Source organism: Pseudomonas sp. LBUM1656, assembly GCF_059716065.1.
Map to the genome: position 1 here is coordinate 454,919 of NZ_CP166800.1, position 26,091 is coordinate 481,009.

24 protein-coding genes are annotated in these 26,091 nt (G+C 61.4%); 1 reads left to right on the forward strand and 23 read right to left on the reverse strand.

What is annotated here, in order from left to right; genetic code table 11:
- Positions 1-3: 3 nt before the first annotated feature.
- The 19 genes from ACA072_RS02085 to ACA072_RS02175 all read right to left on the reverse strand — a co-directional run bounded on the left by ACA072_RS02085 (position 4) and on the right by ACA072_RS02175 (position 17,416).
- On the reverse strand, positions 4-1,230 hold the full coding sequence (locus tag ACA072_RS02085; RefSeq protein WP_497622788.1) for a beta-ketoacyl-ACP synthase: 1,227 nt from the start codon (positions 1,228-1,230) through the stop codon (positions 4-6).
- Positions 1,230-1,958, reverse strand: coding sequence for a 3-oxoacyl-ACP reductase FabG (fabG, locus tag ACA072_RS02090; protein ID WP_054053149.1), 729 nt, complete (start codon positions 1,956-1,958; stop codon positions 1,230-1,232). Before fabG ends, ACA072_RS02085 begins: the two co-directional genes overlap by 1 nt.
- Positions 1,958-2,416, reverse strand: a complete 459-nt coding sequence (locus tag ACA072_RS02095) for a hotdog family protein (protein ID WP_054053151.1) — start codon at positions 2,414-2,416, stop codon at positions 1,958-1,960. Before ACA072_RS02095 ends, fabG begins: the two co-directional genes overlap by 1 nt.
- Entirely contained in the window at positions 2,413-3,609 is a 1,197-nt protein-coding gene (locus ACA072_RS02100; protein ID WP_497622790.1) for a beta-ketoacyl-[acyl-carrier-protein] synthase family protein, read from the reverse strand. The genes ACA072_RS02095 and ACA072_RS02100 overlap by 4 nt, the downstream gene beginning before the upstream one ends.
- On the reverse strand, positions 3,606-4,088 hold the full coding sequence (locus ACA072_RS02105; RefSeq protein WP_497622792.1) for a hypothetical protein: 483 nt from the start codon (positions 4,086-4,088) through the stop codon (positions 3,606-3,608). The genes ACA072_RS02100 and ACA072_RS02105 overlap by 4 nt, the downstream gene beginning before the upstream one ends.
- The gene (locus tag ACA072_RS02110; protein WP_497622793.1) at positions 4,085-5,332 is read right to left on the reverse strand and encodes an NAD(P)/FAD-dependent oxidoreductase; all 1,248 of its coding nucleotides are present in this window, start codon (positions 5,330-5,332) and stop codon (positions 4,085-4,087) included. The genes ACA072_RS02105 and ACA072_RS02110 overlap by 4 nt, the downstream gene beginning before the upstream one ends.
- Positions 5,319-6,479, reverse strand: a complete 1,161-nt coding sequence (locus tag ACA072_RS02115) for a sodium:proton antiporter (protein ID WP_497622794.1) — start codon at positions 6,477-6,479, stop codon at positions 5,319-5,321. The genes ACA072_RS02110 and ACA072_RS02115 overlap by 14 nt, the downstream gene beginning before the upstream one ends.
- Positions 6,476-8,815, reverse strand: a complete 2,340-nt coding sequence (locus ACA072_RS02120) for an MMPL family transporter (protein ID WP_497622795.1) — start codon at positions 8,813-8,815, stop codon at positions 6,476-6,478. The genes ACA072_RS02115 and ACA072_RS02120 overlap by 4 nt, the downstream gene beginning before the upstream one ends.
- Complete coding sequence (locus ACA072_RS02125) at positions 8,799-9,401, reverse strand: outer membrane lipoprotein carrier protein LolA (RefSeq protein WP_497622796.1); 603 nt, start codon at positions 9,399-9,401, stop codon at positions 8,799-8,801. The genes ACA072_RS02120 and ACA072_RS02125 overlap by 17 nt, the downstream gene beginning before the upstream one ends.
- Positions 9,398-9,823 carry an acyl-CoA thioesterase gene (locus ACA072_RS02130; RefSeq protein ID WP_403103193.1) on the reverse strand — a complete coding sequence of 142 codons (426 nt, stop codon included), beginning with the start codon at positions 9,821-9,823 and terminating at the stop codon, positions 9,398-9,400. Before ACA072_RS02130 ends, ACA072_RS02125 begins: the two co-directional genes overlap by 4 nt.
- A complete protein-coding gene (locus ACA072_RS02135; protein WP_497622797.1) occupies positions 9,816-11,360 on the reverse strand; it encodes an HAL/PAL/TAL family ammonia-lyase in 1,545 nt (514 codons plus the stop codon). Before ACA072_RS02135 ends, ACA072_RS02130 begins: the two co-directional genes overlap by 8 nt.
- Positions 11,341-12,288, reverse strand: coding sequence for a lysophospholipid acyltransferase family protein (locus ACA072_RS02140; RefSeq protein WP_497622799.1), 948 nt, complete (start codon positions 12,286-12,288; stop codon positions 11,341-11,343). Before ACA072_RS02140 ends, ACA072_RS02135 begins: the two co-directional genes overlap by 20 nt.
- Positions 12,285-13,019, reverse strand: a complete 735-nt coding sequence (locus ACA072_RS02145; protein WP_497622800.1) for a glycosyltransferase family 2 protein — start codon at positions 13,017-13,019, stop codon at positions 12,285-12,287. Before ACA072_RS02145 ends, ACA072_RS02140 begins: the two co-directional genes overlap by 4 nt.
- A gap of 163 nt (positions 13,020-13,182) precedes the next feature.
- Positions 13,183-14,862, reverse strand: a complete 1,680-nt coding sequence (locus ACA072_RS02150) for an ApeI family dehydratase (RefSeq protein ID WP_497622802.1) — start codon at positions 14,860-14,862, stop codon at positions 13,183-13,185.
- Positions 14,859-15,404: a COG4648 family protein gene (locus ACA072_RS02155; RefSeq protein ID WP_497622803.1), complete on the reverse strand. Its 546-nt coding sequence runs from the start codon at positions 15,402-15,404 to the stop codon at positions 14,859-14,861. The genes ACA072_RS02150 and ACA072_RS02155 overlap by 4 nt, the downstream gene beginning before the upstream one ends.
- Positions 15,401-15,655, reverse strand: coding sequence for an acyl carrier protein (locus ACA072_RS02160; protein ID WP_007992314.1), 255 nt, complete (start codon positions 15,653-15,655; stop codon positions 15,401-15,403). Before ACA072_RS02160 ends, ACA072_RS02155 begins: the two co-directional genes overlap by 4 nt.
- 9 nt (positions 15,656-15,664) lie before the next feature.
- Positions 15,665-15,925 (reverse strand): phosphopantetheine-binding protein, encoded by a 261-nt coding sequence (locus ACA072_RS02165; protein WP_461956815.1) that lies wholly within the window; start codon positions 15,923-15,925, stop codon positions 15,665-15,667.
- Positions 15,906-16,715, reverse strand: a complete 810-nt coding sequence (locus tag ACA072_RS02170) for a lysophospholipid acyltransferase family protein (RefSeq protein ID WP_497622805.1) — start codon at positions 16,713-16,715, stop codon at positions 15,906-15,908. Before ACA072_RS02170 ends, ACA072_RS02165 begins: the two co-directional genes overlap by 20 nt.
- Positions 16,691-17,416, reverse strand: coding sequence for a beta-ketoacyl synthase chain length factor (locus ACA072_RS02175; protein WP_497622807.1), 726 nt, complete (start codon positions 17,414-17,416; stop codon positions 16,691-16,693). Before ACA072_RS02175 ends, ACA072_RS02170 begins: the two co-directional genes overlap by 25 nt.
- 354 nt (positions 17,417-17,770) lie before the next feature.
- Here ACA072_RS02175 and ACA072_RS02180 point away from each other — a divergent pair, with 354 nt between their 5' ends.
- Positions 17,771-18,541, forward strand: coding sequence for a ParA family protein (locus ACA072_RS02180; protein ID WP_403103163.1), 771 nt, complete (start codon positions 17,771-17,773; stop codon positions 18,539-18,541).
- A gap of 70 nt (positions 18,542-18,611) precedes the next feature.
- Here ACA072_RS02180 and trxC read toward each other — a convergent pair whose 3' ends face one another.
- From trxC to ACA072_RS02200, 4 genes are all read right to left on the reverse strand, one after another.
- Positions 18,612-19,046 (reverse strand): thioredoxin TrxC, encoded by a 435-nt coding sequence (gene trxC / locus ACA072_RS02185; RefSeq protein WP_223544479.1) that lies wholly within the window; start codon positions 19,044-19,046, stop codon positions 18,612-18,614.
- A 403-nt stretch (positions 19,047-19,449) separates the two neighbouring features.
- Positions 19,450-20,913: a protein adenylyltransferase SelO gene (gene selO, locus ACA072_RS02190; protein ID WP_497622809.1), complete on the reverse strand. Its 1,464-nt coding sequence runs from the start codon at positions 20,911-20,913 to the stop codon at positions 19,450-19,452.
- A 48-nt stretch (positions 20,914-20,961) separates the two neighbouring features.
- Complete coding sequence (gene mscK / locus ACA072_RS02195; protein ID WP_497622811.1) at positions 20,962-24,312, reverse strand: mechanosensitive channel MscK; 3,351 nt, start codon at positions 24,310-24,312, stop codon at positions 20,962-20,964.
- 34 nt (positions 24,313-24,346) lie between these two features.
- Complete coding sequence (locus ACA072_RS02200) at positions 24,347-26,089, reverse strand: potassium/proton antiporter (protein WP_497622813.1); 1,743 nt, start codon at positions 26,087-26,089, stop codon at positions 24,347-24,349.
- Positions 26,090-26,091 lie beyond the last annotated feature (2 nt).

Consider the following 26,091-nt stretch of genomic DNA (forward strand, 5'->3'; position numbering starts at 1 on the left):
CGGTTATGACCAGCGACGGAAAATCAACGAAGTGTTGACGCCACCGAACGCGAAATTGTTGTTCATCACATACTCATTACTCATCTGGCGAAACTCGCCCCGCAGATAGTCGAGCTTGCCGCAATGCGGATCGACCTCGTCGAGGTTGAACGTGTGCACGTACAGGTCACGATTCATCATTTCGATGCTGAACCAGGACTCCAGTGCACCGCAGGCGCCCAAGGTGTGACCGAGGAAGCTCTTCTGCGAGCTGATCGGCATGCGCTCGCCGAACAACGCGCTGGTCGCCAGTGTTTCGGCAATGTCACCCTGTTCTGTAGCCGTGCCGTGACCGTTTACGTAGCCGATGTCCGAGGGCTGCAACCCGGCGTCTTCCAGCGCCAGTTCCATGGCTCGGCGCATGGTGAGCTGCTCTGGACGCGTGGTGTGCTGGCCGTCGGCGTTGCTGCCGAACCCGACGAGTTCGGCATGGATGTGCGCACCGCGTGCCAATGCGTGTTCGAGTTCTTCGAGCACCAGCATGCCGCCGCCTTCGCCGATCACCAGGCCGTCGCGGCCCTTGTCATACGGGCGTGGGCTGGTTTGCGGGGCGTCGTTTTTCAGGCTGGTGGCGTAGAGCGCGTCGAAGACCATGGCTTCGGTCGGGCACAGTTCTTCGGCGCCGCCGGCGAGCATCAGCGGCAGGCGACCGAACTTGATCGACTCGTAGGCATAGCCGATGCCTTGGCTGCCGCTGGTGCAGGCGCTGGACGTCGGGATCAGCCGGCCGGTGAGGCCGAAGAAGATGCTGATATTCGCCGCCGTGGTGTGCGGCATCATCCGCACGTAGGAGTTGGCGTTCAGGCCTTCCGCCACCGAGTTGAGCAGCATGTTGCCGAAGGCTTTGATCTCATCGGTGCTGCCGGTGGACGAGCCGCACGCGACGCCCATGCGCCCGTCCTTGATCGATTCATCGCCCAACAGCCCGGCGTCGGCCAGCGCTTGCTCAGCCGCACCGACAGCGAGGCGCGAGACGCGGCCCATGCTGCGCAGTTGCTTGCGGGTCCAGTGGCTCGGGACCTTGAAGTCATCGATCGGCCCGGCCAGACGTGTGTTGAGTTCGGTGAACCGATCCCACTCGTCCATGCGGCGAATGCCGCTGCGGTTGGCCGCGAAGTTGGCGGCAATGGTGGCCCAGTCGCTGCCCAGTGAGGTGATGCCGGCCATGCCGGTGACGACGACGCGCTTCATCAGCACAGGCCTCCATTGACGGCCAGAACCTGCCGGGTGATGTACGAGGCTTCCGCCGACATCAGGAAATTCACCGCGCCGGCCACCTCTTCAGGGGTGCCCATGCGTTGTGCGGGGATCATTTTCATCAGTTCTTCCACCGGCACGTTTTCGTCGAGCATGGCAGTGTCGATCAGGCCGGGTGCGACACAGTTGACGGTAATCTTGCGCTTGCCCAGTTCGATCGCCAACGCTTTCGCCGCGCCGATCAACCCGGCCTTGGAAGCGCTGTAGTTGACCTGCCCGCGATTGCCGATCAAGCCGGACACCGAGGTGATGCACACAATCCGCCCGGCGGCGCGACGACGAATCATCGGCATCATCACCGGGTGCAGCACGTTGTAGAAACCGTCGAGGTTGGTGCGCATCACCACATCCCAATCATCCTCGCTCAGCGCCGGAAAAGCACCGTCGCGGGTCAGCCCGGCGTTGAGCACCACGCCGTAATAGGCGCCGTGGGTTTCGACGTCGGCTTCGAGAATGGCTTTGCAACTGGCGCGGTCGGACACGTCGAATTGCAGGACTCGGGCATTACGGCCCAAGGCTTCGACTTCGGTTTTAACCGCTTCAGCCTCGGCCAGACCGCTGCGGCAATGCAGCACGATGTCGTGCCCGGCCTGCGCCAGACGCAACGCGATGGCGCGGCCGATACCACGGCTGGAACCGGTGACCAGTACGGATTCAGTCATCACTCGACTCCTTGGATTTCTTGAAGATATTGCGCGGCCTGGGGCGGACGGTACACGTTCAGGCGCGCGGTGGCGTGGATGCCGGGGGCGTTGATGTGGCATTCGAACACGCCCATGCCGCTGTCGTCTTCCAGGGAGCGCAGCCCGTGGATGGTCAGCTCGGTGCCGGCGGGGAAGTGTTCGACGTTGCATTCGAATTTACGGGTGCCAAGCAGAAAACCCAGCTCCACCGCATCGCCCCGGGCGCGGGCATGACAACCGGCGTAGGCGGCGACGCTTTGCGCCATCAACTCGATGCCGACCCAGGCCGGCAGGCTGCCATCGGGCCGATTGAACAGGCCACCGGGCTTGACGGTGAGGCGGGTGTGAATCTGCTCGTCATCGAACGACAGGATCTGCTCGATGAGGATCATGTCGCCAGCGTGAGGCAGCAGTTCGGCGAGCGGCCAGTCAATCATGGGGCGTCTCCGATAATCAGGCTGACGTTGTTGCCACCGAAGGCAAAGGAATTGCTCATCAGATAGCGAGGTGCAATGGACGTCAGGCGATCGGCCGGGGTCACCCATTGCAAGGCCGGCAAGTCGGGGTCGGGCTGACCGTCCCAGACGTGGGGCGGCACGAGGTTTTCCCGGTTGTCTGTGCTCAGGCTCAACCAGCAGAACGCTGCTTCCAGGGCGCCGGCAGCGCCGAGCGTATGACCGGTCATCGGTTTGGTGGAAGAGCAGGGCACGCCGTGCGGGAACACGGCCGAGACCGCCAGGCTTTCCATCGCGTCGTTGTGTTGGGTCGCGGTGCCGTGCAGGTTCAGGTAGCCAATTTGTTCGGGCTGCAAATTTGCGCGGCTCAGGGCTTTGCTCATCGCTTGCAGGGCACCACGGCCGGTCGGTTCCGGCGCCGAGATATGGTGCGCATCGGAACTGGCGCCGCTGCCGAGCAGGGCGATCGGTTGGCTGTCGCCGGCCTTTTTGCTCATCAGAAACAGCACGGCGGCTTCGCCGATATTGATGCCGTTGCGGTTGACCGAAAACGGGTTGCAGCGGTGTTCGGATACCGCTTCCAAGGCCGAAAAGCCGTTGAGGGTCAGTTTGCACAAGCTGTCGACGCCGCCGCACAGCACGGCATCGCATAAGCCCAGGTCCAGCAGGCGCTGGGCACTCATCAGCGCCCGGGCGCTGGAGGTGCAAGCGGTCGAGATTACATACGCCGGGCCGCTCAATTGCAGCCAGTCGGCGAGGAAGTTGGCCGGCGCGCCCAGCTCCTGCTGCTGATAGTCGTAGTCAGCGGGGAATTCATGTTCACGGATGTAATGGGCCAGGCCACGGCTGGCCTCATCAATGCCCGAGGTGCTGGTGCCCAGAATCACACCGATTCGATCGCGGCCGTAAGTCTGGATCGCTTGATCAATTTCGTCGCGAATTTGCAGCGCGGCTTCCAGTAGCAGTTGGTTGTTGCGGCTGCTTTGCTGCGCCAGTTCGGCCGGAATCGACGTCAGTTCTCCACGCACCGCCGCCACCGGCAACGACCGCTCCGGCACCCAGCCAGACTCGCTGCGCATGCCGGAGCAATCGCCGGCAAACAGGTTGCGGGCGACTTCCTGTTTGTCGCGACCCAGGGCGCAGATCACCCCGAGGGCATTCAGGTAGGCGGTCATGGCGTTTCACCGCTCAGAGGCGTGACCAGGTACTTCGGACCTTTAGGCAGGTTCAACTCAAATCTCAGTGGTTGCGAGTAATGTACGTCCCAGCGAGCGGGCAGGGAACGTTGCGATCCATGTTGCCAGGCGTCGGGGTAGTTGCCCTGCAATTCGCCTTCCGGGGTCAGCGCAAACAGTAAGGCGGCGAACAATTCCCGTGCTTCTGGATTCGGCGGCAGCAAGCCGTCGGCTTGCCATTGGCCATCGATCAGTTTCTGGCGTGCCTGCGGAATACCCAGCAAATCCATCATCGACCAGCGGATACCCGGCCCTTCGCGCGCAATCACCAGCACCCAGTCCTGACGCTGATCAGCCACTAAGCGCTGAATATGCAATTGCAGCGGCAACGGCAGGTTTTCGGTTTGCCCGGGCAGCGGCGCCTGGCTGGCGCAAGCGCTCAGCAGCAAAAGGCAGCCCAGAAGCAGGGAACGGATCATGTGACATCTCTTGCGCAGAGTTCCGACAACACGCGCAGCCGACGCTTGGGTTCGCTGACGAACGGATTGCGCTCGTCCCAGGCATAGCCGGCGAGGATCGCACTGATCATACGGCGGATATCCGCTGAGCTGCCCGGATGGTAAATCACATCCTGGAAAGTCCCGGCGTACCAGCCTTCGACGTAGCAGCGGAACGTGTCGACGCCGCGCTTGAGCGGTGTGGCGAACTCGGTCTGCCAGTCGACGCTTTCACCCTGCAGTTGCCGATGCAAAACGCCGGCGGCCATGCTCGCCGAGCGCATGGCGATGGTCACGCCGGAGGAGAACACCGGGTCGAGGAATTCTGCGGCGTTGCCGAGCAACGCGAAGCCCGGACCGTGCAGGGTCTTGACGTTGGCCGAGTAGCCGCCGATGGTACGGGCCGGCGTATCCCACACGGCGTTTTTCAGGACGCCTTGCAGGCTTGGGGTTTCAGCGATGAAGCCGCGCAGGCAATCGTCCAGATTCTCCATGCGGCCTTCGAAATGTTCGGCGGCCGCGACCACGCCCACCGAGCATCGGCCGTTGCTGAACGGGATGGTCCAGAACCAGATGTCGCGATGGATCGGGTGGGTGGTGATGAGGATCTTTTCCCGCTCGAAGGTCGGGCTGTCGATATGGTCTTCGATGTGGGTGAACACGGCCTGGCGCACCGGGAAATTCGATGGTGCTTCAAGGTCCAGCAGACGTGGCAGCACGCGGCCGTAACCGCTGGCATCGAGCACGAAGTCCGCTTCGACACGGTACTGGCTGCCATCCTCGCGCAGCACATCAAGCTGTGGTTTCGGCAAGTCGAAATCGGCGCTGACAATGGCTTCGCCATAACGAACGTCGACGCCTTGCAGCGCAGCCTGATCGGCCAGCAGCTTGTCGAAATCGGCGCGCTGGACCTGGAAAGTGGTCGGCTTGCCGTTGCTGAAGGTGTCGCCGAAATCAAAGGCGCTGTAGTGCTCGCCCCAGGCGAACGCGGCGCCGTTTTTCATCTGGAACCCGGCGGCGTTCACGGCCTCGAGCATGCCCGCTTCTTCGACGAAATCCAGGCAGTGCGACAGCAGGCTTTCACCGATGGAAAACCGTGGGAAGTGCTGGCGTTCGATCATCAGCACGTCGTGACCTTTGCGCTTGAGCAGCGCGGCGGCAATGGCGCCCGAAGGACCCGCGCCAATGACAACTACCTGGCGACGTTCCATTTCAACTGTTGGCACGGGGGCTCCTTGCCGGGGCGGCGAGATTCAAAGGGGTTTGATGCATGCCGGCGAGTGCCGGCAGCAGTGTAGCGATCAGGCCCATCACCATCAGTGCGAAGTACAACGCCGGGCTGATGAGCTGTTGTTGCAGCAGCAGGTTGAGAAAGACGATCTCACTCAACCCGCGAATGTTCAGCAGCAGGCTTTCGCGCCAGCGACTGGCGCCTTCAAACGAAGCGCCGGCCCAGCCGAGGCCGAGCCAGTTGCCCAGCAGTTTGCTGGCAATCGGCAACAGCAGCAGCGCCGCCAGTTGCACCCAGCCGAGGCTGGCCATGGCGGCGTGGACGTTGATCTGCACGATACCGAACGTGAGGATCAGCGGGATGGCGATCCAGGTCTGCAAACGGATCATCCAGATCGGCGGCAATGGCAACCCCAGCGGCACTTTCAGTGCGGCCATGCACAGCAGATAACCGATGCCGAAAATCAGTGCGTTGAGCTTGAAGTGTTCGGCGACCACCAGCAGCGCGAAGAAGCAGCCACTGTGTAGCAACGGCTGACGCAAACCCAGCAAACGCAGAAGCAGCGGCAGGCAGGCGCCAGCCAGCGGCAACAGCAGACTGCTCAGGTGCAGGCTGCCTTGGGCAAAGCCGAACAGGGTCCAGCACGTCAGGTCGATGAGGATCGCGGTTTGCACCAGGCGTCGGGTGGCGTCGGGTGGGTAGTTGATGTGTCGCAAGTACAAAAACAACACCGGAATGGCGGTAATGGCGAACACCAGACCGACCGCCAGCGAACTGATCCACGGTTGCGGCGGCAGCAGCCAGACCGAAGTGACCAGCCCGCAGGCGAACGGAATGCAAAAACTCGGCAAGGCAATTTTCAGGCTCTGGCGATCCAGCCGCAGGTCGATCACATCGCTGAGGATGTTTCCCAGCAACAAGGCAAAACCGAGGCTGTAGAGGTTTTTCAGCCACACCGGCGAGATCAGCTCGGCGCCGCTGAGTTGCCAGCCCGGCTCGATCCAGAAGTACATCAGCAGCGGCAGGCCGAAGGTCGCCAGCAGCAATTGGCTGACGATCGGGATCAGACCGAAGTGCCGACCGATTCGTGTAGCCACGGCGAACATCGCCAGTGCCATCAGCCAAAACAGGACGATCATCATGCTGCTGGCTCCACGACAGTGGCGGCATGCACTTGGCGTCCGGCCCACGGCGCAAGGATGAAGCTGAAGGCCAGGCCGAGGCTCACCGACAGGCCGAAGTTGCTCACTGCCGGGGTGCTGGACACCGCCAGCAAACCGAACGACAGCCATGTCGTGACCGCCGCCAGCAAGGTGCCCAGCAGGCTCACGGCGGCGCCGCCAACCTGTTCGCGCATGAGGATCGCGTAATCGACGCTGATTGCCGTCACCAGCAACAGGCCGAACAGGCTGAACAGGGTCAGCGGTTGGCCCATCCAGCCGAGACTGGCCAGGCTGCACAGGGCGGCGAGCAAGGGCAGCGAGACGATGCGTAATGCGCCGCCGAAGCCGAAGGGCAGGATCAGCACCAGCACGATCAACACGCAGGAGGCGAGTTTAAGCTCCGCCGCGCTGATCTGAGTCGCCGCGAAAACGCTGTTCAATTCACCGAGGCGGTCGACCAGTTCGACGCCCGGCAAGTCCAGCGCCTGAATGCGCAGCAGCGAAGGGTTATTCAGACCTTGCAGGCTGACCATCGCCGCCACGCCGTCATCGGACGGCCCCAGCCACAGCGTGCGATAAGGTTCCGCCAGCGGCCCGACAAGCGATGCGTCGATGTCTTCGACGGGCAGCGCCTGCAACGTTGCAAGCTCCGCTTGCAGCGCTTCTGCCGGCACGCCGAGGTCGAGCAAGGGCTGCCAGAACTGCGGCAACTTGCTCAACGCGTCGCGCACTTTGCGCTGATCGCTCGGTTGGCTGACCAGTTGATTCAGGGACAGGTAACCCTGGAGTTTTTCCAGGTTGACCAACTGGTCCAGCCGCTCGCTCAGCGCGGTCTGGCGTTCGAGCAATTCCTGCTGATCGGCCGCGCGCACCAGGAAGAACTGGCTGGTCGGTTGAAAGCCGGTGATGCGCGCAATGGCCTGGGCTTCGTCAGTCAATTGCTGCGGTGCGCCGATCCACTGACGGATATCGTTCTTGCTCTCGAGCTGCAACAAACCGCCGACGCAGAAGGCAATCAGCAGCGCCAGCAACACTGGCGTACTGATGTGCTTGAGCAGCGCTTCGCGCAGGTTCAGCAAACACTCGCAGACACGCAATGGCCAGCGCGCCGGTCGCAGATTCACGCCCTTGAGCAGCGCAGGCAACAGGCACACTGCTGACAGGTAGGCGCCGAGCAGACCGGCGGCGGAGAACACGGCAATCTGGGTCAGGGCCGGGAAGGGCGTCCAGGCCAGGGCCAGGTAGCCGATGCAACTGGTGATCAGGCTCAGCGTCAGGCCCGGCAGGGTCAGGCGTAACGCCGGCCAGCTGTTCCAGGGTTTCAGGCTCCAGCTTTTCGACAGGTAATGCAGCGGGTAATCGACGGCCACGCCGATCAGGCTCGAACCCAGCACCAACGTCATCACATGCATGTGACCGAACAGCGCCACGCAGGCCACCGCACCAAACAGCATGCCCACCAGCACCGGAACGAACGCGAGCAAGACACGCCAGCGCCGGAAGGCCAGCAACAGCAGCAACAGAATGCCGACGGTGGCGCCGCCACCGACCCATGTCATCTCGCGGGTGGCTTGTTGCTGACCGTTGGCTGCATAGAGCAAACCGCTGGCGGCGAGCAGTTGTACGTCGGCCAGGCCGGCTTCTTCGCGGCTGTGTGCGAGCAAGTCCGCCACTTGCAGCGGCAAGCTCATGTCGAAGGCGTTGCCCGTGGTTTTTGCCCGCAACAACACCCAACTCTTGCCGTTGGCATCGGCGACCAACGCACCGCTGCCGATGTCCAGTTGCACGGCGCCGTGTTGCGGCTGGCTGTTCTGGATGCGCCCGGTCAGGCCCAGCCAGTCATCCTGGCTCGGCACCAGGCTGAAGCCGGTGAACGGGTCGAACAGCGCTTGCACGCGCTGCTGGATAAAGGCCTCGGGATGTTCGATCAGCTGCTGCCGATCCATCGCCGAGAGCATCGCCAGTCGGCCTTGCAGCAGTTGCGTGCGCAGCGCGGGCAAGTCGGCTTGCAGGTTCCACTGAACCTTCTCGAACAAACCGCTGGCCTGCCACTGCTCGCCCAGTTTTTGCGCCATGGCGATGGCTTGCGGACGATCCTTATGGCCAACCAGCACCAGCATTTCGCGGTTCAGCGGTTCTTGCATGCGTTGTTCGGCGCGCAATTCCAGCGCGTCCGGCGCCGTGCCCGGCACCAGTTCCATCAGGTTGGCCGACAGCGGTGCGCCGTCGCGCCATTGCCAACCGGCGAGCGCAAGCACCGCCAGCAGCAGGATCAGAAACAGCCACGGAAGCCTGCGTTCACTCGGCAAAGTCATGTTGCTCCGCGTCGCTCAACGGTTGGGTGCTGGTGCTGTCCTGCATGCGCAAAAGGGTGCTGTCGCCCTGGGTTTCCAGCAGTTCGATGCTGTGCACCAATTCGCTGCCGGTGATGTTGATCTGGTTGAACACTTGCTTGAGCAGTAATGAGCGCGGGGTCAGCGTCAGCTTCCAGTTTTGCGCGTCGCCGCTCAGCGAGAGTTCGAAGTCCCGCTGCAACCCGCTGCTGTCACCTTGCAGCACGGCGAGGAACAAACGGTTCTGTTCGGCGCCGGCACTCTTGCTCGGGAGCATTTGCCAGCCATTGCCGTCACGTCGGGCAATGCCTTTGGCGCTGATGCGGTAATCCTGTTGCAGCGGCGTTTTCAGCAGCCACAGCAAACCGTGGTTTTTTGCGAGGACGAAAGTGCCTTTGCTGGTCAGCGGCTTGGGCAATGCGCGCAGGTGTTTTTCCTGGATGAAGTTGCCATGGATCACATCGGGTTTGGCCAGTTGATCGCTCAACTGCTGCAAATCGAAAGCGTGAGCAATCGATGACAGCCCGAGCAGCGCCAACGCGCCGAGATATTTGAAAAACAGGTTCATGCCAGCATCCTTTCAACGGCATCGGTGAAGATCTTCGGTGAGGCCAACTGCATCTCGCGGCTGCTCATGTCGACGGCGACTTGTACGGAACTGGCGCGGGTCAAACGCTCGCCGGTTTGCAGATCGCTGATCAGATAGTTGATCTTCAGACGGTTCTCCCATTCCACCAGATTGGCCCGCACATTCAGCTTCTGACCAAACACTGCGCCGCGTACATAACGCAATTGCAGGTCGATCACCGGCCAGGCGTAACCGGACTCGACCATGGCGGTGTAGTTGTGGCCGATCTTGTCCAGCAGCGCACAACGGGCGACTTCCAGGTATTTGACGTAATGGCCGTGCCAGACGACGTTCATGGTGTCGACATCAAAGAACGGCACGAGGATTTCCGTATCGGTGTGAAGCACTCCCTTGCTACGCATGCAGCCTCCAGTGTTGCTCGGCGATACGCTTGAGGCACAGGCGCAATTCGCCTTCCAGCGCACGGTCTTCGATGACCGGCGGGAAGTCCTTGGCCAGTTCTTCGTGCATCGCGGCCAGTGCGGGTGGCAACGGACGTGCGTCTTTGGCCTTGCTGCGCAGCCAAACGCCCTGGTTGGCGGCGAGGAGGGTGGCGGCGGCGACCTGTTCGGTCAGCTCCAGCACGCGGATCGCATCGCGGGCGGCGATGGTGCCCATGCTCACCTTGTCCTGGTTGTGGCATTCGGTGGAGCGCGAGAAGACGCTGGCCGGCATGGTGTTTTTCAGTGCTTCGGCGGTCCAGGCACTGGTGCCGATCTGCACAGCCTTGAAGCCGTGATTGAGCATCGCGCGGTCCGCCGTGGCGCCGGACAGGTTACTCGGCAGTCCGTGGTTGTAACGCTCATCCACCAGCAGCGCGAGTTGGCGATCCAGCAGATCGGCCACGTTGGCCACCAGGTTTTTCAGGCTGTCCATGGCGAACGCAATGTGGCCACCGTAGAAGTGGCCGCCGTGCAGAACGCGTTCGGCTTCAGCATCGATGATCGGGTTGTCGTTGGCGCTGTTGAGCTCGATTTCGATGAACGAACGCAGCCAGTTCAGGCTGTCGGCCAAGACGCCGAGAACATGCGGCGCGCATCGCAGCGAGTAACGGTCTTGCAGACGATGCAGCGGTGCGGTCGGCGCGTCGATCGCCAGATCCTTGCGCAGCCACGCGGCCACTTGCATCTGCCCCGGATGCGGTTTGGCGGCGAACAGGCGTTCGTCGAAATGCTCGGGATTGCCTTGCAGCGCGACCACGTTCAGCGCAGTGATGCGGGTAGCGAGTTGCAGCAGGTAATCGGCGCGGGCGTAGGCCAGGCAGGCGAGGCCGGTCATCACGGCGGTGCCGTTCATCAGCGCCAACGCTTCTTTCGGGCGCAGCACCAGCGGTGTCCAGCCGAGTTCGCGATGGACATCGGCTGCTTGCCGGCGCTCACCCCGGAACATCACTTCGCGCTCGCCGGACAAGGTCGCCGCGACGTAGGACAACGGCGTCAGATCACCGCTGGCGCCCACCGAACCTTCTTCGGGGATTAGCGGCAGGATGTCGTGTTCGAGAAACGCCTGAAGGCGTTCCAGCAGTTCCACGCGCACCCCGGACACGCCGTGGCACAGTGACTGCAAACGCGCCGCCAGCACCGCGCGCGTGGCTTGCGCGTCGAGCAGTTTGCCCAGGCCGCAGCCGTGGAAGGTGTACAGATGACGCGGCAACGCCTCGACGTGATGCAGCGGCACCGCGACGACGCAGGAATCGCCGTAACCGGTGGTCACGCCATAGATCACGCCTTCCTTGTCCAGCAGGGAATCGAGGAATCGCGCGCCCTTGGCGATGCGCTCGCGGTACGCAGGGTCGCTTTGCAACTGCGTCGGCACCTGACGGTTGGCCGCGGCCAGCACGTCTTCGATGCGCAAAGGGAGTTCGCCGAAGGTTACCGGCTCAAGCGTTGGCGTCGTCATCGGTCTTCCAGAAAGGGTAAAAGTTGAACCATTGTCGGGGCGCGTCGAGGCAATAGTGACCCAGGCGTTCGGCGTAGCGGGAAGCCCACTGATGAATGACCTGTTCGCGGTCGCTGCGTTTCCACACCACGGCCTCGGTAAACGGTTCGAGGGTGACTTGATATTGGCCCGTCGGTTTTTTCAGGCACATCAGCAAATGGATCGGGCATTTCAATAGGCCGGCCAGCAGCCACGGCCCTTGCGGAAATGCTGCCTGATGACCGAGGAAATCCACGGTCACGCTGCGCCCGCCATGCAGCGGCACGCGGTCGCCGGCAATCGCCAGCCACTCGCCGCGCTCCAGGCGTTCATGCAGTTGCAGCATGATCACCGGGTTGAGCTCGCTGACCTGAATCAGTCGCAAGTTGGTCGCACCGGCTTCGCCGAGCAAGCGGTTGAACTGCTCGGCGTGCTTGGTGTGTACCAGCACGTTCATGGTGACCTTTTCACCGATTTCCGCCAGTGCGCGACAGACCTCAAGGTTGCCCAGATGCGCGCCCACCAGCATCTGCCCGCGAGTGCCACGCAACTGATTGCGCAGCAGCGCCGGGTCGACGATTTCGATGTGCTCGATACTCAGCTTGCCGTTCCACACGTCGAGTTTGTCGAGCATCGAATCGGCGAAGGCCATGAACTGGCTGAACACTCGCCAGTGGGTCGGACGCAATTCAGGGCGAGCGCTCCAGTCCGCGAGGCGTTGCTGGTATTGCCAGGCGCTACGACGGGCGCTGCGACCGAACAGGAAAAAGTACAAAACGATGCCGTACAGCAGCGGACTCAGCAGCCGCCGGCCCAGCACTTTGGCGCCGAACGCGGTGAGTTTCATCAGCCAGAAACTGCCACGCTCCCGACGGTCGGCCCAATGTTCCTTATCCACGTTGCCGCTCATGCTCGCCACCGTCGCCAGAGGATCACCGGTGCCCGCAGCAACATGCCGAAGAACAGCCGGGTGTGCATGCTCGAAATCAGCACATTGTCGTGGAACATACGGAAGTGCGAGACACCGTCCAGCGGGTAATGGACCTTGGTCGGCAACCACTGCATCGGCTGATTGCGCCAGGCCAGACGCACGAGAATGTCCGAGTCGAAGTCCATGCGCTTGCCGATCTTCGCCGAGTCGATCAGCGCCAGGGTCGCTGGTAATGGATAAACGCGGAAACCGCACATCGAGTCGCGGATCTGCAGTGAAAGCGTGTTGATCCAGACCATGACGTGGGTCAGGTAGCGGGCGTACAAGCGGCCTTTCGGCACGCTGGCGTCGTATTGCGGATAGCCGCAAATCACCGCGTTGGGGTGCGCGCGTGATTGTGCGATGAACGTCGTGACATCGTGCAGATCGTGCTGGCCATCGGCGTCCACCTGCAAGGCGTGGCTGAAACCCAGGCGCGAAGCTTCTCGCAGGCCGGTCATCACCGCACCGCCCTTGCCCTGGTTGGCAGCGAGGCGGATCAGGTTGACCATCTCACGTTGGGCCAGTTGGTCCAGCACTCTGGCGCAGGGTTGATCGCTGGCATCGTCCACCAGAATGCATGGCAGACCACTGGCGATCAGCGCGTCGACCACCGTGGTAATCGCGGTTTCGTGGTTGTAGACCGGGATGATTGCGCAGGGGTTATGCATGCCGGGTCACACCTCATCCATGTAGCAGCTGGCGAAGCCTGCGTCCGGCCGCGAAGCGGTCGTAAACCAGTATTTGCGGTTTCTCAGAACAATGGTGGTGGATGCCATGCGAGCGCTTCGCACTCGGACGCAGCCTTCGGCAGCTGCTACAGGGGACTTCAACTTATCCACAGGCCGTCTCCAGCAAAATCCGCCCACTGGAGCAGGTCGCGGTTTCATTGCGGTAGGCGAAATACAATTTTCCGCGTTCCGGGTCGAAGCGCAGGTGCAGCTGGATTTCATCGCCCGGGCGCACCAGTTGCTGGAACTTCAGCACTTCCATGCCGGCGAACTTGGCCGGCAGATTCATCAATTGCTGGCCGAGGCTCAGCGCCCAATCCACCTGCACCACGCCAGGAAGTACCGGCGTTTGCGGGAAGTGGCCGCTGAAGTAGGCGAGGTCCGGCGGAATGGCCAGTTGCAGGCTCCATTCGCCATCGACTTCGACCTGCTCCAACACTTCCGGCGCCTTGGGGCGGGGGGCCAGCAGCAAGGCTTCGACGTCGGCCTGAGGCAGTTTGCCCTGAGCGTTCAGGGGCAATTGCCGCAGCAATCGCCAGCGTCGTGGCAGGGCCAGGGCTTCGCAATGCTGGCTCAGGTGCTGACGCAATTCTTGCGTCAGGGTGCGGCGGCCCTGATTGCGCAAGGCATGCAGGCCCGCGTCCGTCAGCACTAGCAGTGCACCCAGCGAGGCGCGGTTTTCCTGGACCACACCGAGGCGCGCGTCGGCGACCCAGTCATGCTCCATCAACGCCTTTTCCAGCATCGGCAGCGAGATACGTTTTTCTTCCAGTTTGACGATCCGGTCCAGCCGCCCGAGCAGTTCGAATCGACCGTCGGCGGCGATTCTGGCGGCATCGGCGGTGTGTTCGACATGGCCGGCAGGCAAGTAGGGAGAAGCAATCAGCAGGGCGCCCTCGCTGTCCTGACTTAGCTCGACGCCAGCAAACGGCTGCCACAGATCGTGACCCTGACGCCAGGCGATGCCACCGGTCTCCGAGCTGCCGAGGATTTCCGTCGGCCATTGTTGCAGGCGTTCGTAAAGGCTTTGCGCAGCCTCGACCGGTAGCGCGCCACCGGAAGAAAACACCCGGCGAACCGCGCTCATGGCCGGCCAGTCGAGGTTGTCACCCATGCGCTTGAGCAGCGCCGGGCTGGCGACCCAGGCAAACGCCGGGTGTTCGCGACTGGCGCGCTGCAAGTCTTCCGGAAAGGCCAGTTGCTTGCGCACGAACGGGCGCCCGGCGCACAGCGGCCACAGCACCCGAAACAGCAAACCGTAGATGTGTTGGGTAGCGACGCTGCCGATGATGCACGCCTGGCCCAGGTCGAGGCCCCAGAGCTGTTCCAGCGCGTGGACTTCATTGGCGATCTGGCGCAGCGTCTTGTCGATGCGCTTGGGTTCACCGCTGGAACCGGAGGTACTCAAGCTCAGCTGGCAGGTGTCCAGATCCAGTGCGGCGGGGGACATGGGCGCATGTTGATAATCGCCAAGGTGCGCGTCATCGGCCTGATCAGTCAGCCACAGATCGACTTCGCTCGACCAGCGTTGGCGAGTCTGCGCTTGCAGGTCGGCAGGCAGCAGCACGCTGACCCCTGCACGCCAGGCGCCAAGCAGGGCAATTGCCAGGTCCGCAGCGTCTTCAAGGTGCACGGCAATGCGCTGCACGCCCTGGGATTGCAGGCCGGCCGCGAGGCTCAACGCCTGTTCGCACAGGTGCGCGTGATTCAACGCCGGTTCGGCCGTCACGGCACGCTCCGGCTGAGCCTTGAGCAACAGCTGCTCAAGTGTTATCCAATTCATGGGTGGCCTCGTACCCGTTGTCGTATGAGCCATTCAATGGCAAACAGCAGGCCCATCAATCCATAGGAAATCAGGCCGGTGTACAACATCCACCAACTCAGCGGCGCCCACAGGGTCAGGGCGGCGGCGAGCAAACCGTTACAGAGAAAAAACACACACCAGACAATCGTCACCTGGCGGGTATAAACAATCGCTTTGGCCGGCAAGTGCGGTTCACGCAGGCGCGCCAGGCGTTCTACCATCGGCGGCCCGATTTTCAGGCTCAGGCCAAACAGCCCGAGCATGAACGCGCTGATCAGCACCGGGTACCAACGCAGCAACAGCGGACTGTCAAACAGCGCCAGCAACAGGCAAAAGCCAATCGCGGTGAGCGCCATCCACAGGTTGCCCGGGCGACGCGCACCCAGCAGCGCCCGCGCCAGCCACAGGCTGCCCAGCAGCAGACCGAACTGCCACGGAGCAAAGTGTTCCATGCCGAAATACACCGCAAAGGGGTACAACAGGCCTGCCAGCAGCAGGCCGAGGCCGATCAGTCGACTCATGCGGCCGGTTGAACCAGACGGTAGACCGCCTCGACCACATCGCTGACGGTACGCACCGATTTGAATTCTTCGGCGGCGATTTTCTTGCCGGTCTGACGCTTGATGTGATCGATCAGGTCGACGGCGTCGATGCTGTCGATTTCCAGGTCCTGATACAGATTGGATTCGAGGCTCACACGCTCAGGGTCCAGCTCGAAGAGTTCGACCAAGGCATCGCGCAGGGTGTTGAAAATGTCATCACGAGTTTGCATGGTCCGGTCTCAAGCTGCCTGTTTTGCGGTGACGAACGCCGCAAGGCTCGCCACGTTACTGAAATGATTACGGGTGTCCTTGGCGTCGGCATCGATTTTGATGCCGTACTTTTTCTGGATCGCCAGGCCCAGTTCCAGGGCGTCTACCGAGTCCAGGCCCAGGCCTTCGCCGAACAAGGCCTGGTCGTCTTTAATGTCGTCTGCGCTGATGTCTTCAAGGCCCAGGGCGTCGATGATCAGCAGTTTGATGTCACGGTGCAGATCGCTCATCTTCGGCGAGCTCCTTAATAAAGTAAGAATGCAAATAATCGTTGAGCTTGCGCGAAGCCTGAGGCGCAGGGCCACACGCGGCAAAGGCTTGTGGGTCTATATCGGCCCCCACACGAAAACTGAAGTGCACGCGGCGTTTCGGGATGCGATACCAGGGTTCGGCCTTGGTCAATGTGGTCGGACTGACCTTGATGATCACCGGGGTCAGGATTTTCGCACCCCGCAGGGCAATGGACGCACCACCCCGATGAAAGGCCGGCGGTTCGCCTGGCTGGGTGCGAGTGCCTTCGGGAAAGATGATCAGCGTCTGGCCGCTTTTCAGGGCGTCGGCCGCAGCGTCAAGCATGTCCATGCTGCCGTCGTTGCTGATGTATTCGGTGCGGCGTAGCGGACCGCGGGTGAACGGGTTCTCCCAGAGGCTTTTTTTGACCACGCAGTTGGTGTGGCGCACCAGTCCGATCAGGAACACCACATCGATCAGTGACGGGTGATTGGCAATGATCATCTGGCCCGGGCGACCAAGCTTCTCCGCGCCCTGGATGTCATAGGTCAGTACGCCGGTACGGGCCATGAACCTGACAAAAAACCAAAAGCAGCGACTGACGGTTTCACGCGCCCGCAGCCGGTGAGTCTGGGCATCGCCGGGCAGGCAACTCAGCAACGGGAAAACCACCAGGCGCAGGCACAGCCCGCCCAACCCGAACAGTGTGAAGCTTGCGGCGGTGGCCAGCAAACGCCAGTAATAGGCGTCGCGGTTTTTTTCGCTTACAGGTTGCGTTGCCAGGTCCATACACGATTTTTCCAGGCATGTTGGCAGGTGGTCTGCTGGCCGAGCAGGGTATGCAATAGATTCAGGGCATGGGGCCAGTGGGCTTTGGACAACGCATCCGAAGTGCTGTTCAGGGTCAGCTGCCAGTCGGTACCTGGCGTCAGCAACAGACCGACGGCATAAGGGAACGGCACGTCGTCGATCCAGGCCGAATAGGCCTCCGGCGGCTTTTCTTCAGTGACGATCAGCAGTACGGCTGGCGCGCCTTCGGCAAGCAGCGCCGCGGCCTCTAGCATGCCGTGTTCAAGACCGTCACCGGCGGCGGCAAGGGCTGTCATCTCGCTGGTTTCACCGCGCATGATCGACCAAAGACCAATTACCGCGTTGTGCACCGACAAGCTGAATTGAGTCGGTGACAACGGTTGTTCGGCTGCCAGGTCACTGAGTATTTCGAAGGTGCGGGGTGTTTCGCCGTGACGGGAAATAAAGACCAACGGTAGGTCCTGGCGACCATCGGCCAGGGGCCAACCGACGCTGAATGCCATGCGCGCCAGACGGCTGAGCCGTCGGCGCTGCATGGCCGGCAGAAAAGACACGTCGGGGGCGGCATCGCTGCTCTGAAGCACGACCGGTTGTCGGCTCCAGGCCTGCCAATCGTCCACGCTTTCGAGCCCAGGGGCCCACGCGCGCCATTGGGCGATGTTGAAGTTGATCACAGGCATTCATCCCGCCCCTGCGGGCTTTCTTGACGCGGTGAGTCGCAGAAAAACGCGACGACCTTACGTGGCGCTTGGCGCCGAGTGGCGCGCATTATCCCGTTGCGGCGGGCGTGTAGCAAATGATGGTTACGTTTTGCGCAGTCAAATGTACTGATTGGTCCGCGAAAAGCTGTCGTTTGGCCATTATCCACATCGTGCTGAGCAAGTCTGTCGGCTCTGTCGGTGTTCAATGGCAGAGTTTGCGGTTTTTTATGGAGAGATTGCCGCTGACTGTGTAGTCCCCATGCCGACGAGGTAGCTAAGCAGCGCCATGGACTACTACACTCGGTCATTCTTTGATACACGGAGGTTTTTCACATGCGGCGCGTGGTGTTCAATCAGAAAGGTGGCGTAGGCAAATCCAGCATTGCCTGCAATCTGGCGGCGGTCAGCGCCAGCGAGGGTTATCGCACCCTATTGGTGGATCTCGACGCCCAGGCCAACTCCACTCAGTACCTGACGGGCCTCACCGGGGATGACATCCCGATGGGTATTGCCGACTTCTTCAAGCAAACCTTGTCCTCAGGACCGTTCTCGAAAAAAAACCAGGTCGATATCTACGAAACGCCGTTCGAAAACCTCCACGTCATCACCGCGACCGCCGAGTTGGCCGACCTGCAGCCCAAGCTTGAGGCCAAACACAAGATCAACAAGCTGCGCAAATTGCTTGAGGAACTGGGGGAAGATTACGATCGCATCTACCTGGATACCCCGCCAGCGCTGAACTTCTACGCGGTATCGGCATTGATTGCCGCTGACCGGGTGCTGATCCCCTTCGACTGCGACAGCTTCTCGCGCCAGGCGCTGTACGGCCTGCTGGCGGAAATCGAAGAATTGAAGGACGACCACAACGAAGGTCTGGAAGTCGAAGGCATCGTGGTCAATCAGTTCCAGGCTCGCGCCAGCCTGCCGCAGCAGATTCTCGACGAGCTGATCGCCGAAGGGTTGCCGGTGCTGCCGGTGTACCTGACCAGTTCGGTGCGCATGCGTGAGTCCCACCAGGCCAATACGCCGCTGATCCACCTCGATCCGCGGCACAAGCTGACGCAGCAGTTTGTCGAGCTGCATAACCTGCTCGAAAACGCCTGAATCGGCCAACGTCACCGAACCAAATGTGGGAGCGAGCAAGCCCGCTCCCACATTTGGTTCGGTGATGGGTTTAAATCCCCTGGCTACGCAACCAGCTCATCAACTGCGGTAACGGAAACGCCCCGCTCTGACGGGCCACTTCCCGGCCGTTCTTGAACAGAATCAGACTCGGAATCGAGCGAATCCCCAGCTGTGCCGACAATTGCTGGTTCGCCTCGCTGTCCAGTTTCGCCAGCCGACATTTACCCGCCAATTGCCCCGCCGCCTGCTCGAAAACCGGCGCAAACGACTTGCACGGCCCGCACCAATCCGCCCACACGTCAACCAGCAACGGCAGATCGCCCTTGATCTGGCTGGCGTAATCGCCTTGTTTCAATTCGAACGGTTTGTTCAGCAACACCTCAGCCTTGCAACGGCCGCATTTTGGGTGATCGTTGAGGCGCTCGGCGGGGATGCGGTTGAGGCCACTGCAGTGAGGGCAGGGGATGAGGAGCGGGTCGGTCATGGTCTTAGCTCTGATTTCGGCGGTCTATGAAGCAGATCTGGAGTCGATGATGGTTTATATCAAGACAGTGATGTGTAGGCTTTAACCTTCTTAAAGTTGCGGATAAGGCCTACGCATACTGGCGTCCACACTGATTTACGGCGAAAGGTTTGGCTTTTAGTCTTTCGCGACAGCTTCGAACTCGCAATTTTATTTTGGAGTCCTTTGCATCAATGCCAGTTAAATCCCATAAGCGTTTTTCAATCTCAGAGCTTTTAGCGAACACTGAGTGCGTTGAAACTCTAAATGTAAACACTGCACTTACGAGAAACGGAGACTTTGTGGGGCATGAAGATGTCTGGCGTGATTTGAGTTGGGATCGAAACGAGAAACAGGAATGTTTCAAGCGCGACGCCTTGTGTGCTCACGACGAACAACTGATTTCCAAATGCTTCCCCCACTCCGGCGGCCGCTCGGCATAGCTCTCCATCCCCGCTTGCTCGTCGAATGGATTGCTCAGCACCGTATGCAGTCGCCGAACCTCTGAATAGTCGCCACTTTCCGCCGCATCGATGGCTTTCTGCGCCAGGTAGTTGCGCAGGATGTACAGCGGATTGACCGCGTGCATCCGCTTGCGTCGCTGCTCCTGATTAACCTCGCCATCACGAGCCACACGGGCGACATACAACTCGGCCCAGGCATCGAAGCCCTTGATATCGACGAAGTCATCACGCAAACGGGTGACGGCCCGTTCTGGGGATTCATCCCCCAGGCGGCGGAAGAACAACGTGTAGTCGACGCCGCTGTTCTGCATCAGTTGCAGCAGGTGTTCCAGCAGTTTCTGGTCATCGTCTTCGGCCGTGGTGAGGCCGAGGCGACGGCGCATCAGGTCCAGGTAATGGGCCTGGTACAGCGGCAAGTACAGGCCGAGGGTTTCGCGCAGGGCGTCGACGCTGATGAACGGCGTGAGCGCCTGGGCGAGGGCGCTGAGGTTCCACTGGCCGATCGGCACCTGGTTGCTGAAGGAGTAGCGGCCCTGATCATCCGAGTGATTGCAGATGAAGTGGGCGTCGAAGTCGTCGAGGAAGGCGAATGGGCCGAAGTCGAAGGTGATGCCGAGGATCGACATGTTGTCGGTGTTCATCACGCCGTGGCAGAAACCGTACGCCTGCCATTTAGCGATCAGCTCGGCATTGCGTTCGACGATTTCGCGGAACATCGCCAGATACGGTTCCGGCTGCTCAAGGCATTCCGGAAAATGCATGGCCAGCACGTGTTCGCCGAGTTCTTTCTGCTTCTCAGGGCGTTTGGTGTAGTAGAAATATTCGAAGTGCCCGAAGCGCACGTGGCTCGGCGCCAAGCGCAGAACCATGGCCGCGCGTTCCTGTTTCTCGCGCCACACCGGGGTGTCGGAGCCGATCACGCACAGGGCGCGGGTGGTCGGGATGTTCAAGGCGTTAAGCGCTTCGGAGGCGAGAAACTCGCGGATCGACGAACGCAGTACAGCCCGTCCATCGCCCATGCGCGAAAAAGGCGTCTGGCCGGCGCCTTTGAGGTGCAGGTCCCAGTGTTCGCCGGCCTCGTTGTAGACCTCGCCCAGCAACAGGCCGCGTCCATCGCCCAGTTGCGGGTTGTAGGAGCCGAACTGGTGCCCGGAATAGACCATCGCCCGAGGCACTGCGTCGGCCCAGAGCTTGTGGCCGCTGAACAGCTCGGCGAATTCCGGGGTATCCGCTACGGCGGGATCGAGATCCAGCAGCGCCATGGCGGCAGGGCTGGCCACCACCAGACGCGGGTTGTCGATGGGCTCAGGCAGCACATGGGCGGAAAACGTATCACCCAGGCGGGCGAAGCGATTATCGAAGGTCAGTTCGTCGAGGGCTTTCAACGGCCATCTCCAGCAGAATGTCCGAGCATTCTGCTAGGGATAGGGCGGTTAGTCGAGCTTGGCGGGCGGCGGCTGAAGGGGCGACTTGCCTTCCACCAGCGGCACGATGGTTTTGGCTTCCGGCTCGATCGGCACCATTTTGTATTCCTGGCCGTGAAGGTTCTTGAGGTAAACCTCCATCTGCCGGAACGAGATGTTGATGTGCTGCTTCTTGAACTCGCGGTTGATGAAGCGGTTGACCTCGTCGAGTACCGGGTTACGGTCACCGAGGTCGCGCACGTGCATGCGCAACTCGTGGTCGAGGGTGCTTTCGCCGAAGTTCAGGAAGTACACGTGGGGTTCCGGGTCTTTCAGGACCCGCGGGTTATCGCGTGCGGCTTTGAGCAGCAGTTCTTTCACCAGGTCCAGGTCCGACCCGTAATCGACGCCGAGCTTGAGGGTCACCCGCGTGATGGTGTCGGTCAGGGACCAGTTGATCAATTGCCCGGTGATGAACGTCTTGTTCGGGACAATGATGTCCTTGCGATCGAAGTCGGTGATGGTCGTGGCGCGGATACGGATCTTGCTGACCGTGCCAGACAGGTTGCCGATGGTGATGGTGTCGCCGATCCGCACCGGACGCTCGAACAGGATCATGATGCCGGAGATGAAGTTCGCGAAAATTTCCTGCATCCCGAAGCCAAGACCGACCGAGAGCGCCGCCACCAGCCATTGCAACTTGTCCCAACTCACGCCGAGGGTCGACAGGGTCGAGACGAAACCGACGCCGGCGATCACGTAGGACAGCAACGTGGTTGTAGCGTACGCGCTGCCCTGAGCCAGGTTGAGCTTGGACAGCACCAACACTTCCAGCAGGCCGGGCAAGTTACGCGCCAGCGCGAAGGTAATGCCTATGATGATCAGCGCGCCGAGCATGTCGCCGATGCTGATCGGCACCATGCTCATGTTGGCGCCGGTGCCGCTGGTGTATTCGTAAAGGGTGATGTTGTCGAGGTACGAGAACACCGAGATCAAGTCGGACCAGACCCAGTACAGCGCCGCGATGAAACCGCCAAGCAGTGCCAGGCGGATCAGGCGCAGGGACTGTTCGTTGACCTTCTCGATGTCCAGCGTCGGCTCTTCGATCACCGCTTCGCCGTCGCCAGCCTCTTTGGCGGCCTGGCGTTTGGCCAGGGCGCGCTGGTAGGCCAGGCGTCGTGCTGCAACGCTGAGACCGCGAACGAAAGTGGCTTCGATCACCAGCCAGAACATCAGCAAGTAAAGGGTGTTGATCAATCGGTCACTGAGCTTCAGCGCGGTGTAGTAGTAGCCGAAGCACACCGCCACAAATAACGCGACGGGCAGGACGGTGAACATGACCCCGACCGCTTTGCGGAACAGCGAAGCGTTCTGGTGCGTCGGGCTGCTGACCAGCAGACGGCTGAGCAGCCAGGCCATCAAGGCGTAGCAGATCAGCACCACGGGCATGCCGAGCACGTCATCGGCCAGCGTCGAGGGTTGCAGTTCGGCCACCGCCACCACGGCAACCAAGGCCATCACCACCAAGCCGAGTCGGCGGACCCAGCCCTGAAGGAATTCAACCTGAGGTTTTTCCCAACGGAAATGCAGCTCCGCCACGCCGCCCGGCGCGAGGATCCGGTAAGCGGTGTAGAACACCAGCCAGGCCTGGGCCATTTGCAGCAGCGCCGCGCCCATGTTCGCGTTCTGCCCGCGGGCGTCGATCTGCAAGGCCAGGCCGCACAAGGCCAGGCCCAGCGAGACCGGCATTGCCAACAGAATATTGATCAGGATGGCCTGCGGCGTGTGCCACTGGCTGTCACGCTTGAAGTGGCCGATGTCCTGGTGAACTTTGCTCAGTCGGGCATACAGGCTTTTACGTCGCCACAGCAGAGCACCGATCAGCAACACCAGGGGCAGGAACAGCAACGGCCGCTGGATCAGGCCATCACTCAGTTCGCTCAGGCTGGAAGCCCACGGCAGCGTTGTGACCTGACGTTCCAGGCGCTCCGGCACGGCGCGCATCCATTCCAGGTCCAGCGGCTTGTTGCTGGGAATCCAGAACATCTGCTCATCGAGGGTCGCCCTCAGACTTTGCGCGGTGCTGAGCAATTGTTTCTGATTAAGTTGCAGGGTGATGGATTCATTGAGTACCGCGCTCAGTTCACGGTTCAGCCGCTCCAGAAGATCCGCACGGGTGGTGGCCAGTTCCAGCAGGCTTTTTCGCAGCTGCGGGGTGACTTGCTCCGGCGGTTGGGTGGACAGCAGGTTGTCGACATAGGTCGCGGGGTTGCTGAGCAATTCCCGTTGCTGGCTCACTTCAAACTGGTACAGGCGAATGTCGGCGATCTGGTCGGCCAGGTCGCGGTCGAGCTTGAGACGCGGCAGGGCCTGCTTCTGTTTATAGAGAATCTTGGAGAGCAGCAGGCTGCCCTTGAGCACGTTGATTTGTTCGTCCAGCGCCGAATCGCTTTGGGTCACGTTGTCCAGCTGCTGTTTGGTCTGCAGGTTTTGCTGGGTGACTTCGTTGAGGCGGTCAGTGCTTTTGAGCAGGTAGTCCGAGAGCTTCAGGTTGGCCGCACTTTCGGTGGCCAGCAGCGCGCTACCGCCGGACTTCTGCGCTTCGATGGACTGCTGCGTCACCGTCTCCTGGGACTGAGCCAGGCGCTTCTGGTTGATCAGGGTTTGCAGCTCCTGGATTTCCTGATCCAGGCGATCGGACTTTTCGGTCAGCAAGTCGTGCTGGCTATTGCCCAGATCCTGCAACTGGTTGTTGCCGGCCAGTTCCTGGCGACGCAGCGGAATCAGTGCATTCAGTGCTGCGAGCTCGGCATTCAGCAGGTCACGCTGTTCGCTGCTCAAGGTCTTGCCGGCATCCTTTCCGGCCTTGAGGATGTTGTTGATCTGCTGAATGCGTGTCTGGCTGGCGGAAATTTCGGCCTGTGCGCGCTCGGGGCGGGTCTGGGCGGTAATCACCAGGCTGTTGGCGTCCGCCAGCGCCTTCTGCAGGTCGCTTTGCTGGGTCGAGCGCTCGGTGAGCATTTGCTCAAGCTGCTGGATTGACTGGTTAGCGTAGCGTTGCGGCACCGGTGGCATACTGCTGGCTTTGAGCTTGGTCAGCTCACGCTGGTTCTCGATGTTCTGCTTGGGCGCCGTGGCCAGTTGCTGTTTGAGTGCGACCAGCTTTTGTTGGTAATCGCGCTGGTTGCCGAGCTGTGTCAGCGTGCTTTGCAGAATGCTCTGCAAGGCTTTCTGATCTGCCTCCGGCAGTTTGCGATCGGCGATCTTGTCCAGACTCGCCTGCACGGCTTCGCTGGTCGGTGGTTCGGCCGCTTGCAACGTACCGACAGAAAGACTCAAGCCCAGCAGGGCCATGATGAATAAAGTGCGCAGGGTTGACATAGAGACCGATCGAAAACGAGACGAAGTGTGGAGTTTAGAGGAACAAGCCGGGACCCGGGCGACTTCCTTCGGGGAATCTGACGCCCACTTTGCCGATCTTGTTCCCCTCCATGACCGCAACGGTCCAGATGGTGTTGTTCCACTCCACCTGGTCGCCGACGACGGGAGCACCGCCGACTTTCTGGGCAATGAAACGGCCCAGGGACATGTCCGGATCGATGCCCTCGACTTTCAACCCGTACAGCGCCGCAACCGCGGCCAACTGGGCGTCTCCTTCGAGTACGAAGTCGCCGAAGAAGCGCAAATCGAGGCCGCGTTGCGGTGCCTGACTGAAGAGTTTTCCGAGGGCTGGAAGGTTGTGTTCGTGGCCGATAACACACAGCAAATCATCGACTTCGAGCACCGTACTACCCGACGGATGGAGCAGTTGCTGGCCACGAAACAGTGCGGCGATACGCGTGCCTTCGGGCATTTTCAGCTCGCGAAGGGGCGAACCGATGCACCATTTCTCGGCACCGAGGCGATAAACGAACAACTCCCACTCGCTGGTGACATGCACCTCCAGCGCTGCGCGCGAGATCGGCGCCGGCTCCGGTGGAACGGTCACTTTCAACAGCTTCGCCACCCACGGCAGGCTCGTGCCCTGCACCAGCAGCGACACCAGCACGATAAAGAAGGCGAGGTTGAAGTAGAGCTGGGCATTCGGCAGGCCGGCCATCAGCGGGAACACCGCCAGAATGATCGGGACCGCGCCGCGGAGTCCGACCCAGGATATAAACGCCTTTTCGCGGCCGTGGAACGCTTTGAACGGCAGCAGGCCGACCAGCACCGACAACGGCCGTGCGAACAAAATCATCCACAACGCCAGGCCCAGGGCGGGCAGGGCGATCGGCAGCAGGTCATGCGGCGTCACCAGCAGCCCCAGCACCAGGAACATGCCGATCTGCGCGAGCCAGGCCATGCCGTCGAGCATGTGCAGAATGCCATGGCGGCTGCGCACCGGACGGTTGCCGATCACCAGGCCGCAGAGGTAGACCGCCAGGAAGCCGCTGCCGTGCAGGGCGTTGGTCAGGGCAAACACGACCAGGCCACCGGCAATCACCAGAATCGGATAGAGGCCGTTGGCCAGGTGGATCCGGTTGACCAATTGCAGCATGACCCAGCCACCACCGAGGCCGATGACGGCACCGATACCGAACTCACGCACGAAGTGGGCGAGCAGGCTCCAGTGCAAGCCGGTCTGGCCGCTGGCGAGCATGTCGATCAGGGTCACGGTGAGGAACACCGCCATCGGGTCGTTGCTGCCGGATTCGATTTCGAGGCTGGCGGTGACCCGTTCGTTCAGGCCTTTGCCGCCCAGCAGCGAGAACACCGCCGCGGCGTCCGTGGAACCGACGATGGCGCCGATCAGCAAACCCTGGATGAGGTTCAGGTTGAACAGCCAGGCGGCAGCCAGGCCGGTCAGTGCGGTCGTGATCAACACCCCGACCGTGGCCAGCGACAGCGCGGGCCAAAGCGCCACGCGGAAACTCGAGACCCGGGTGCGCAAGCCGCCATCGAGGAGGATCACCGCGAGGGCAAGGTTGCCGACCAGATAAGCCGTTGGGTAGTTATCGAAAATAATGCCGCCGCCGTCGACACCAGCGGCCATGCCCACCGCCAGGATGATCACCAGAATCGGGATACCGAGGCGCGAGGAAAGTGAGCTCACCAGAATGCTCGCACCTACCAGCAACGCGCCGATCAAGAACAGGCTGTTGATGGTCGTCGCATTCAAAG

Coding starts and splice junctions, on each gene's coding strand:
- ACA072_RS02085 (WP_497622788.1), bottom strand. CDS start 1,230: ATGAAGCGCGTCGTCGTCACCGGCATGGCCGGCATCACCTCACTGGGC.
- fabG (WP_054053149.1), bottom strand. CDS start 1,958: ATGACTGAATCCGTACTGGTCACCGGTTCCAGCCGTGGTATCGGCCGC.
- ACA072_RS02095 (WP_054053151.1), bottom strand. CDS start 2,416: ATGATTGACTGGCCGCTCGCCGAACTGCTGCCTCACGCTGGCGACATG.
- ACA072_RS02100 (WP_497622790.1), bottom strand. CDS start 3,609: ATGACCGCCTACCTGAATGCCCTCGGGGTGATCTGCGCCCTGGGTCGC.
- ACA072_RS02105 (WP_497622792.1), bottom strand. CDS start 4,088: ATGATCCGTTCCCTGCTTCTGGGCTGCCTTTTGCTGCTGAGCGCTTGC.
- ACA072_RS02115 (WP_497622794.1), bottom strand. CDS start 6,479: ATGATGATCGTCCTGTTTTGGCTGATGGCACTGGCGATGTTCGCCGTG.
- ACA072_RS02120 (WP_497622795.1), bottom strand. CDS start 8,815: ATGACTTTGCCGAGTGAACGCAGGCTTCCGTGGCTGTTTCTGATCCTG.
- ACA072_RS02125 (WP_497622796.1), bottom strand. CDS start 9,401: ATGAACCTGTTTTTCAAATATCTCGGCGCGTTGGCGCTGCTCGGGCTG.
- ACA072_RS02130 (WP_403103193.1), bottom strand. CDS start 9,823: ATGCGTAGCAAGGGAGTGCTTCACACCGATACGGAAATCCTCGTGCCG.
- ACA072_RS02135 (WP_497622797.1), bottom strand. CDS start 11,360: ATGACGACGCCAACGCTTGAGCCGGTAACCTTCGGCGAACTCCCTTTG.
- ACA072_RS02140 (WP_497622799.1), bottom strand. CDS start 12,288: ATGAGCGGCAACGTGGATAAGGAACATTGGGCCGACCGTCGGGAGCGT.
- ACA072_RS02145 (WP_497622800.1), bottom strand. CDS start 13,019: ATGCATAACCCCTGCGCAATCATCCCGGTCTACAACCACGAAACCGCG.
- ACA072_RS02150 (WP_497622802.1), bottom strand. CDS start 14,862: ATGAATTGGATAACACTTGAGCAGCTGTTGCTCAAGGCTCAGCCGGAG.
- ACA072_RS02155 (WP_497622803.1), bottom strand. CDS start 15,404: ATGAGTCGACTGATCGGCCTCGGCCTGCTGCTGGCAGGCCTGTTGTAC.
- ACA072_RS02160 (WP_007992314.1), bottom strand. CDS start 15,655: ATGCAAACTCGTGATGACATTTTCAACACCCTGCGCGATGCCTTGGTC.
- ACA072_RS02165 (WP_461956815.1), bottom strand. CDS start 15,925: ATGAGCGATCTGCACCGTGACATCAAACTGCTGATCATCGACGCCCTG.
- ACA072_RS02170 (WP_497622805.1), bottom strand. CDS start 16,715: ATGGACCTGGCAACGCAACCTGTAAGCGAAAAAAACCGCGACGCCTAT.
- ACA072_RS02175 (WP_497622807.1), bottom strand. CDS start 17,416: ATGCCTGTGATCAACTTCAACATCGCCCAATGGCGCGCGTGGGCCCCT.
- ACA072_RS02180 (WP_403103163.1), top strand. CDS start 17,771: ATGCGGCGCGTGGTGTTCAATCAGAAAGGTGGCGTAGGCAAATCCAGC.
- trxC (WP_223544479.1), bottom strand. CDS start 19,046: ATGACCGACCCGCTCCTCATCCCCTGCCCTCACTGCAGTGGCCTCAAC.
- mscK (WP_497622811.1), bottom strand. CDS start 24,312: ATGTCAACCCTGCGCACTTTATTCATCATGGCCCTGCTGGGCTTGAGT.